At 68.4% G+C, this 9,430-nt stretch carries 13 protein-coding genes; all 13 read right to left on the bottom strand.

What is annotated here, in order from left to right; translation table 11 throughout:
* Positions 1–47: 47 nt before the first annotated feature.
* The gene (locus RIF68_RS00585; RefSeq protein WP_309049130.1) at positions 48–404 is read right to left on the bottom strand and encodes a hypothetical protein; all 357 of its coding nucleotides are present in this window, start codon (positions 402–404) and stop codon (positions 48–50) included.
* A 38-nt stretch (positions 405–442) separates the two neighbouring features.
* The gene (locus RIF68_RS00580; protein ID WP_309049129.1) at positions 443–796 is read right to left on the bottom strand and encodes a hypothetical protein; all 354 of its coding nucleotides are present in this window, start codon (positions 794–796) and stop codon (positions 443–445) included.
* 88 nt (positions 797–884) lie between these two features.
* The gene (locus tag RIF68_RS00575; protein WP_309049128.1) at positions 885–1,472 is read right to left on the bottom strand and encodes a phage tail protein; all 588 of its coding nucleotides are present in this window, start codon (positions 1,470–1,472) and stop codon (positions 885–887) included.
* Between the two features lie 69 nt (positions 1,473–1,541).
* Entirely contained in the window at positions 1,542–1,931 is a 390-nt protein-coding gene (locus RIF68_RS00570) for a hypothetical protein (protein WP_309049127.1), read from the bottom strand.
* Entirely contained in the window at positions 1,928–2,260 is a 333-nt protein-coding gene (locus RIF68_RS00565; protein WP_309049126.1) for an HK97 gp10 family phage protein, read from the bottom strand. Before RIF68_RS00565 ends, RIF68_RS00570 begins: the two co-directional genes overlap by 4 nt.
* Before the next feature lie 14 nt (positions 2,261–2,274).
* Positions 2,275–2,646: a hypothetical protein gene (locus RIF68_RS00560; RefSeq protein WP_309049125.1), complete on the bottom strand. Its 372-nt coding sequence runs from the start codon at positions 2,644–2,646 to the stop codon at positions 2,275–2,277.
* Entirely contained in the window at positions 2,646–3,059 is a 414-nt protein-coding gene (locus RIF68_RS00555) for a hypothetical protein (RefSeq protein ID WP_309049124.1), read from the bottom strand. The genes RIF68_RS00560 and RIF68_RS00555 overlap by 1 nt, the downstream gene beginning before the upstream one ends.
* An 8-nt stretch (positions 3,060–3,067) precedes the next feature.
* Positions 3,068–4,045, bottom strand: coding sequence for a glycosyltransferase family 4 protein (locus RIF68_RS00550; protein ID WP_309049123.1), 978 nt, complete (start codon positions 4,043–4,045; stop codon positions 3,068–3,070).
* Between the two features lie 53 nt (positions 4,046–4,098).
* A complete protein-coding gene (locus RIF68_RS00545; protein WP_309049122.1) occupies positions 4,099–5,055 on the bottom strand; it encodes a phage major capsid protein in 957 nt (318 codons plus the stop codon).
* A gap of 19 nt (positions 5,056–5,074) precedes the next feature.
* Entirely contained in the window at positions 5,075–5,728 is a 654-nt protein-coding gene (locus RIF68_RS00540) for a hypothetical protein (protein WP_309049121.1), read from the bottom strand.
* A gap of 86 nt (positions 5,729–5,814) precedes the next feature.
* Entirely contained in the window at positions 5,815–6,588 is a 774-nt protein-coding gene (locus tag RIF68_RS00535) for a hypothetical protein (RefSeq protein WP_309049120.1), read from the bottom strand.
* Entirely contained in the window at positions 6,569–8,032 is a 1,464-nt protein-coding gene (locus tag RIF68_RS00530; RefSeq protein WP_309049119.1) for a phage portal protein, read from the bottom strand. Before RIF68_RS00530 ends, RIF68_RS00535 begins: the two co-directional genes overlap by 20 nt.
* Positions 8,029–9,417 carry a terminase gene (locus RIF68_RS00525; protein ID WP_309049118.1) on the bottom strand — a complete coding sequence of 463 codons (1,389 nt, stop codon included), beginning with the start codon at positions 9,415–9,417 and terminating at the stop codon, positions 8,029–8,031. The genes RIF68_RS00530 and RIF68_RS00525 overlap by 4 nt, the downstream gene beginning before the upstream one ends.
* Positions 9,418–9,430 lie beyond the last annotated feature (13 nt).

Below are 9,430 nucleotides of genomic sequence, written 5' to 3'. Positions count from 1 at the left end.
GAACCGACAGTGATCGCAGCCACGGGAGCCTCCCCCCCCCCATGGCGCTACACGGCGCCCCCATTGATCAGGCGGAACAGCGTTTCGTTCTGCTCCTGAGTCGGCGCCTGTTTCGACCGGGCCGTCTTCGCCCCCGGACGGCGGATCGGCTCCGGTGCCTTCTGCTTGCGCTGTGAATGCGTTGAGACGTAGGCGTGGTGCAGCGCCCCGAGCCGGTCGGCGAGCAGCGCGATGAGCTGCTCAGACTGGGACCAGCGGCCCCGCTCCGGCTCACCCCTGTTCGCCTGCTCGGCCAGTTCCTCGGCCGTCAGCGCGTTCCGCAGGGCAGTCATGGTGTTCGACTCAGGCGGCAAATGCTGGATCAGCACCCGTAGCCACGACCAGGTGCGGCGACCGGACAGCACCTCTGTGATGTCGTAGCCGCGGTCGATGAGGTCGGCTCTTACCGCCTCCGCGTGCTCCTGCCAGACCGAGACGATCCACTGGACTTTCCCAGGTCATCGCCGCCCGCACGCGAGGCTGCTTCCGCGAAGTGGCCGATGCCCTCGGCGGTCGGGTCGAGCTCCTCGTACAGCTCGTAGTCGTCCTCGTGCAGGACACGCTCGAAGAATCCGTCCATGTCGCCCTGGTTGAGAGCGCGGATGGCGGAGGCCCGCCAGCGGGTGGCGGGCAGGGTGCGGACGTCCTTGGTGACGCCGTCGAAGCCGGCGAGCGGCACGGTGACGTAGCCGTCCCCTGCCTCCGCTTCGGCTTCCTGGGCTGCTGCGGCGTCGAGTTCCTTCTTCGTGGTCGGCATGGCGCGAGCCTTTCGTCAGCGGCGCGGGCACGGTTAGGAGGTGAGCGGGCCGGGCCCGCGCCGACGGTCTGTCGGCCCGCCCACCCGTTCAGGAGCCCGTGTAGGCGGGCGTGGCGGGCAGCTTGTCGCAGTGGTAGACGGTGTTGCCCTGGTCGTCCGGGTAGGTGGTGATCGTCCACTCGTAGCCGGACATTTCGTCCTGCTTGAACGTCACGTCGGAGCGGTCGTTGATTTCACCCTGGGGCACGTAGAAGCCCTTGTAGGCGTCGCCGTCGACGACGATGAACCAGAACGCGCGGCGGTCCGGGACGGGCGAGGCGGTCTCCGCGTACTCGGTGAAGCCCTCACCGTTCGGCTCCAGATCTGTCGCGTCCAGCCGGTACTGCAGCGACTGCACGGCGACACGGGACGTCTCCCACACCGTGAGCCCGAACGTGCGGACCGACTTGGTGATTTGGGTCCTAAACGGACTCGTCAAACCCCACGGGGTGAACTCCTGGGAGTCCTCGTCGAATCCGTAGGTCAGGCCGTCGTCCGAGATGGCGCCGAGCGGCTCCCACGGGGCGGCGGGCTGCTCCAGCGGCGATGCGGGGCGAGGCGTGCCCACCGGGCTCACCCATCCCCCGCCGTTCGCCCCGACGAGCGCCAGATCGGCGGCGCGGGTGATGTTGACCATGAGATGTCTCCAGACATGGAAGAGCCCGCGCACGGGCGGGGACGGGTCCGGCGCGGGCCCAGAAACCGGTCAGGAGACCGGGTGGCAGAAGATCTGATAGGTCGCCCCGACGCGGCGCAGCGCCGTGTTTGTGTAGGGGCGGATCGCGGGGCGGGTGATCGTGCCGGTGCGGCCGATCACCGCTGTCGGGGTGGTGGAGGAGCGCACCTCGTGCAGCATCCACAGGTGCACCTCGCCCGCGAGAGCGAGCGCGTCACCACGGGTGGCCGCATAGATGTTGATGTCGACGAGGACCCGGTCGAGCCGGAATCCGTCATCGTCGCCGCCCAGCATTTCGATCTGGATGGTGGGCAGTTCTTCGAGGAGCCGGTTGTCGAGCTCGTCGCGGACCACAGCGTCCGGCCAGTGTGCGGCGGCCCGGCCGATCAGCTCCAGTTCCAGGTCGACCGGCGCCGTCATCCGCGGCCCCCGACCTGGGCGGCCCGCAGCAGCACGTGATGGGCGCGCCCTGTCGGGGTTCCGTTGCCGTACTCCACCCAGCGCGCGTAGTAGGCCGTGTTACGGACGTAGGCGGCTGCCCGGTCACGGTTCCGGCCTCCACGGGAGGTGCTGTCCGTCGACCAGGACGCCTTGTAGTGCCCGGCCGACGGATCGCTCTCATCGACCGGGGAGAGCGCCACCGCTACGCCCTTGATGACCTCGGCGCGCCGCAGCATCTCCGCCTGCATGCCCGGCATCCGCAGCATCTGTCCGACGCCCTTGCGGGACATTTTGAAACGAGCAGGCATGCGACCTCCCAGAGTCAGCCGGTGACACGGTCGGCAGCGAACTGGATGACGCCGCGGGTTCCGGTGAACGGGCTGCGACCCCAGTCGCCGGGCTCGCCCGTGATCTCACAGACGACGCCCCGCACCCTGGCCCTATCCGTGGTGCGCAGCGGCATCCTCGGATGCCCGGCAGGCGCGTACACGGTCCAGCCGACAATGACCGTGTCCCGGTCCTGCTGCTGTGCCCCGCCCACCTGCGGCGTCTCCGCGCGCGGTGTCACCACACAGCCTGTGACGTCGAACGACTCGTCGGGGCCGGGCAGCGGCTGACCGCGCGGGTCCCGGCCCGGCGACTGCCCGGTGCGCACGATCCGCACCGTCTCCCCGAACGGGTACGGGGCTGGCATCAGCTGTACCCCCAGCCCGGTTCGAACTCGTCCGCAAACCCTGCATCGTCGATAGGCCAGGTAGGCGACGGATCAGCGGTCGCCGGCGTCGGATCCACGGTGAACGCACCGCCGCGGCCTGCCAGGGATTTGAGGGCGCTCTTGTCGCTCTTGGTCAAGTACAGGCCGCCCGAGCCCTGGGGGCGCTGCACGCTCATGGGGCCGATCGTCTCGTAGGACACCTGCTGCGGATTCACATACGCGCGGCCCGCCACCGACAGGACGACTGCGTCTGCGCCCTCCGGTAGCGGCTTCACGACCGTCTGACACAGCGAGATCGCCGACGCGATCAGCAGGTCGGCCCGGTTCCCGTCGATCTCATCCAGCCCCAGGTAGAGGCCAAGCTGCTCGACGGTCGGAGGGGTGAACGCCACGACGCCTCCTATCGGGCCAGGGACTCCACGGCGCTGCACCAGGCCGCCAGATCAGCGGACGGATCCAACTCGACAGACCGGGCCTTCGCCCGCTTCGACGCCAACCGGTACTCGGCAGGCGCCTGCAGCTTCCGCAGGACCGCCTCGTAGCCGTCGACGTCCTGCCGGTCCACGAAGATCCCGGCCTCGCCCAGCGACTCGCACAACCCCGGCGTCGGGTGGGCCAGCACGGGAATGCCACTTGCCATCGCTTCGACGCCGGCGCGGCCCCACGACTCGTAGGACGACGGCATCAGCAACACGCGAGTGCGGGCGTACACCTGCTCCCGCATGTCCTCGCCGCGAACATGCTCAACGACCTCGACGTTCGGCAGGTCGGGAAGGATCTGCTCCCCGTAGGCGCCCTTCACGGCCAGGAACTGCTGGTCCGGCATTCGTTCGGCGAGGGCCTTGAGAACCTTGCCGCCCTTTTCCGGGTTGCAGTTGATCAGCGTGATGGCCTTGCCGGGCTTCGTCGAATACTCGCCGGCGAACACCGGCGGACGCACGATCAGCGACTTGGCGGGACGGATGGCCTTCGGGTACTCGGCAAAGAAGACCTCCGCCTCCCGCTCCATCCATCGGCTGTTGTAGACGGCCAGAGCGGTGCCACCGGCCGCCGCATCCCGGAAGGTCGGTCTGTGTGTGTTGTGGCAAACCACGATCAGCGGTTTGCCGTAGCCGCGGGCCAGTGACGCCGTCGACGGCACCGTCTCCAGATGCGCCAGCAACACATCCGCGTGACGGACCGCCGACGGAAAGTCCAGGCGGGACTCCAGAGGGACGACCTTGATGCCGCGGTATTCGTACTCCTGGTGGGCCTTGCCGTAGCGGGACAGCCACACCTGCACGTCGTGGCCACGCTCCACCAGCGGCCGAAGCATCGACACGAGCATGTGCTCGGCGCCCGCATTGTGCTCCGGCGGCATCGCGTGAACACGAGCCACGACCTTCAGGGGCTTGGCGGTCCCGCCCGGCGCGGAAGCCGGGACCGCCCCCATCAGGAACCGCTCGGCGTGCCGGTGTACTTCACGAACGCGTCGACGTCACCCAGCACGAAGCCGTAGTACGCCTCCGCAAGGATCAGCACCAGGTTCTCCTGGAAGGCCGAGTGCACGCCGCCCTCCTCGTCCACGTAGGTGGCCTGGTCGGAGATCCGCACGGTGATGTCCATGCCCACGCCGTAGGCCGCCTGCGACCAGTCTCCGCCGATCGCCCGCAGACCGGTATCCACGGACGTGGACTGCCGTCGCTGCTTGCCCGACACGCTGCGGGAGTAGGCGAGCGGCTCACCGATCAGCGTGCCGGCCGCCGCCATGTTCGTTCCCGGCGTCTGCGTGTCCACGAGGATCGGGCGGCCCGTGGTGTCCGTCGCCAGCAGCAGCGACGGCTTCAGCCTGTGGTCCGCCACGGTGCCGGTGTAGTCCCAGTCAGAGTCGACGACCTCGGCCATACCGTTGACGAAGTCCGCCCAGATGCCGCCCTGCGCCTGGGTGGCCGTGCCCAGCGCCACCGAGTTGCTGGTGGCGGCGAGGTACTCGGTGAACGGGCCCGTGGCGCCCTTCATCGTCTTGCCGTGGATCGTGGCGTGGTCGAAGGCCCGGGCGAACGCGGTCGGCAGATCCTTCTGCAGCTGGTCGTACAGGCCGCCCGCGTTGGTCTTCGCGACCTCCATGGCGACCGGGATCAGCACGGCGACCTTCTTCGCCTGCATCTGCTTGACGTCCACGCCGCCGGTCGACAGGGGCTTCTTGGCCGCCTGGCCGACCCAGTCGGCTACCGGAACGTCCATCGGGATCGGCACCGAAGTGGTGGCGTCCAGGGCCAGCGGCGCTGGACGGGCCAGCTGCATGACCGCCGACGCTTCGACGGACTTCTCGAAGATCGGCGCGGTGATCGTGCGGGGCAGGAGCGCGCCATCCACGTTGGACAGCGTCAAGGGGGCGGTAACCGCCATGATGTCTCTTCTCCCGAAGCTACGTGAGCTTCGAACTCAGCCACCCCGCGAACTCGTCGCGAGGGTTGGGGGCCTGCTTCTTGTTGGCACCGGACGCCTGAGTGCGGTCCGGTGCGGGACGCCGCGGGCCCTCCGGGGGCTGGGCCTTCGCCCAGTGCGGCTTGCGCTCCAGAAGCTCGTCGAGAGCGGACCTGATGGCCTGCTCGTCGATGTCTCCCGTGTCGTTAATGAAGTCGTCGAGATCGAGAGCGCCCGCCGCGTCGTCTGGGTCAGCGAACGAAGCCGCCGCCAGGGCGCGCACCTCGGAGCGGACAGCTCGCTGGCGGAAGGCCGCCGCCTGCTTCTGGGCGTCGCTCAGATCGGCGGCGATACGCTCCTGGTCGCTGAGCTTGGCCCGCTCGAACTCCTGCACCTTGGCGAGAGCCGCATCGCGGGCATCGCGCGCCTGCTTGGCCTTCTCCCGCTCCGCGAGCAGCGCCTTCTTGCCACCCTCGTTGAGGAGAGCCAGCTTGACGTCGTCGTCGAGCGTGGCCAGGAGGGAGTCGAGGGGGTTCCCCTTCAGCTTCTCCGGCTGCGACTCCGGCTCGTTGCCGCGCTCCGGCTCGGGCTGCGGTGCCTCGGCGGGCCCGCCTTCCGGCTGTGACGGCTCGGGGGTTTCGATCTCTTCAGACATGACTGGCCCTCCGGGGGCGATGCGGTCCGCCACCGGGGCGGCCGAAGCGTGGAAATGAGAAAGGCCGCCACCAGGGCGACCGTCGATCAGAAAGAACCCGGGAGCGGGTTCGAGTCGTGCTCGGCCAGTGCCCGCCTGAAGCGGGCCAACTGGCTACCGGAATGGCCGGCGGCGTACTCCTGGTACAGCCGCGCCCACTCCGCTGCCTGCGGGGAAGGTTCAAAGCGCTGCCCCGCAAAAACGGGGATGACGCCGCAGTGGCAGCCATCGTGCGCTTGGAAGTCGACCGTGTCCTGAGCGAACACCGCCCCCCTGCTGGCGAGCATCTTGCAGAAGGCGCAGGCCCCGAGAGCCGCGGAGCGCGCCCACGCGGTCGCCTGACGGTCCTGCCGGACAGCTCTCAGCACCGTGCTCCGGCCCGTATCGGTAACGAGCTTCTGCGCGACGAGCTCGGCCTTCTTCTCCGCCTGCTCCAGCCGGACATCGAGAGGCTCCAACTGGGCCGGGGTGGCGGCGTCAGGTTCTCGCTGCCACACGTCCTTCGTCGCCCACCGCAGACCCGCCTCCGATTTCTTCTCGGGCGGGGGGTCGGCGACCGGCACCGTAAAGGGACCGGTCACGCCAGCCGCGTCACGCTGGGCCTCGTAAAACTCGGCACCCAGCGCAGCCGACGTCTGCGCGTACTGGTCGACAACCGCCTGCACCGCAGCGATCCAGTCCGGAACCGACGTCCGCAACCGCGACGGAAGAATCAGCCGCCGCAGACCCCGCACATCCCGAACCAGAAGCCGCGACAGCCCACGCTGAGCCGCCCGATACCGCTCCGGTCCACGACCGCCGTCAGAAACCGTCGTCGCCATCTCCGGCCTCCACCACATCCGGCAGAGTCTCGGCAGGACGATCACCGAGACCGGCGAGCCGCTCCAGGAGCCGCCCGCCCGTCGAAGCGGCACCGGCACGACGGCGGTCCGCACGGACCTGCTGCCGCTGCCCCTCCGACAGCCCGGCCATCTCCAGCGTGACGTCAGAGTCCGCAGGCAGAATGCCGGCCTGCACGAGTTTCACCGTGGCGTCCGCCTGCGCGGCCACCGTCGGCGTCGCAGGGTTCCGCCACACCGTCTCGATCCTGCGGGTCTTCTCCGGTGGCTCCCCGTCGCGCACCCACAGGGCGAGGCGCATGGCGTCCTGCCAGGCCCGGCCGAAACGGCGAATCCGCCGCTCGGAGCGCTTGACCAGCTTCGCCTCGGTCGAACGGATCGCGTCCGCGCTCGCCGGGTTGTCGGTGGTATAGCCGAGCATGTGCGGCGGCAGCCCGAACTGGCTGGACATGATCCGCGCATACAAGTCGATGATCTTCGTCATGCCGGTCGGGTCATGAGCCGCGAACTGACCGACGTCCGGTACGTTGCCGTCCTCATCGCGCTCAAGCGCCAGCACGCGGCCGATGTACGTCTCCCAGGCGCTCTTGGCCGTACCGTCCGCGTCCTGGAACGCCGACTCTGAGGCGCCGAGGATGTAGCGCTGCGGAGCGCCGAAGAACTCGGCGGCCACTTCCATACCCATAAGCCGTCGGCACGCCGCATCCGTGATGGACATGACTTCCGGGGTGATCTCGCTCTTGCCGACCCGGTCCGCCGTGCGCTGCCGGTTCGCCATCCGCACCACCGGCACCACACCCAGGCCGTGCATGTCCCGGTCGACGACCTCCCAGCCGCCCGACTCCGACGGCAGCGCCATCACGGTCTGATCCGGCAGATAGAGGACAATCATCCGCTCCTCGGGACCCGACTCAATGAAGCTGTCCGCCGCGCACTCCCGGAGCGCTGCAGTGCCCATCCGCAGGCGGGCATCCCACATCAGCGTCATGTCCAGCGGCGACTCCGCCGAAATCAACGGCGGACTGTCCCCATTGAGATCGCCAGAGCCGACCGCCAGATACTCGCGGCCGTACACCAGGGCATCCAGGTGAGCCAGCGACGACTCGTCGAACAGATCATTCGCCTCAGCGATCTCCGCCAGATCCGCGGAATCCGAACCATCCGCCCACCGGAACGCCTCCAAATCCAGGCGCTCCTCCAGCGACTCAACACCGACCCGCGGCCAGCCGATCACCGTATGCAGACCCTTAAGCTGCGGCGGAATACTGATTCCGAGATCACGCACCAGCTGCTCGCCGTTGAAATACGCGTCCCGCAACAGCAGGGCGTACCGGTCACGCAGCATGTCCGCCCGCAGCATCTGGATCAGCGCCAGCTCGTCGTCCGACAGATGCAGTAGCGGCAGTTCGGGGATGGAGACGGTCACCGCAGCACCACCACCCGTCCCGACTTGCCCGTCTTCTTACGGCCAAGGCCCTTGGCCATCGCATCCACTCGGGCCTGCCAGGCGAGCACCGCCGCCACCGCGGCATCGATCTTCCTCGGGCTGTCGGGATGCTCCTTCATGATCTGGATGCCGCTGCGCGACTCACGCCGGCGAGCGTTCAGGATGTGCCTCGTCAACACGCTCGAACCGTCATGCGACAGCTCACCGTCGACAACGCTCGACCGGAACTTCTCCAACGCGCGCACAATCTGATGCGACCGCCCGCCCGTCATCCACCACTCGATCGGATGCTGCGTCGACGCCTTCAACTTGAGCCGACGGCCGTGGTCCGCCTCCCACTTCGCCACATGGGACTCCCATCTGGCCGGGTCCGCGTACATGCCGACGACCTTGTACTCGCGGAAGGCGTCCTCGACCGTGGCCAGCACCTCGACCGTGGGCACCTGCCAGTCCTGGCCGAACGGCCCATCCGGCTGCTCCCAGCAGCCGAGCAGAAACAAGTGCCCGTCAGAGACGCGGCAGCCCACCAGGGCAGTCGCATCGGTGACCCCTCGGTTCCGGCGGCGGGAACCGTCAAAACCAAGGACAATCTCCTCGCCGCGGCCGACCACCTTGTCCGCTGCGGCGACACCGGCCCACTCAGGCTGGGAAATCCAGGAGTCGGAGGCGTGGGTGATCTGGTTGAGGAAGTCCGCGCGCGCCGTCTGCGGATCCGTGCTCGGATCCCAGATCGTGGCGACCAAAGTGTCCAAGTCGACGTGCCCGCCATTGCGGTCCGCCGAGTCGCCATAGGTGTACGACAGACCGGCGATCAGCGAGTCCCGGTCAGCCATGTCGGTCTCAGGGGGCGCCTCACGGTGGTCGTAGTACAGGCCATCATCGCGGGCCCGGCCCTCACGGATCTTCGCCCAGAACGCCGCAGACTCCTCAGCGACCGACCCCTCACCGGGGATGAAAGCGTTCGGGGACTCGATGGTGGTGCCGCCGACCTTCGCGGCGTTGATCCTCATCGTCTCCGCGAGCCGGTTTCCGCGGTTCGAACGCACCCACTCCTCGGTCTGGTCCAGCACCGCGAACACCGGCTTGTTGCCCTTCACCGTCCGCGCCGACGACGTGATCGGCTCGATCCTCCCCCGCGGCAGATTCACGAACGTGTCGAGCGGCTCCAAGCCCGGATAAGCGTCGATGGCCGGCCCCTGAAGCATCTCCAGCAGTGGTGTCCACGTGTTCTTCGTCTGCGTTTCCGACACCGCAGCGATCTGCACAAGCGGCGTCCGGACCTCAGACCACGGCTTGCCCACCGGCTGCCCTTCAGCATCCCACCCGTCCGGGACTACCGGGCCGAGGGCCTCAACGATCGCCAAGGCGGCCAGGAAG

This window comes from Streptomyces sp. (assembly GCF_031178505.1).
Classification (GTDB): Bacteria; Actinomycetota; Actinomycetes; order Streptomycetales; family Streptomycetaceae; genus Streptomyces; species Streptomyces gulbargensis.
The sequence above is the reverse complement of the archived record's forward strand: the minus strand, read 5'-3'. Positions and strand labels throughout refer to the sequence as shown.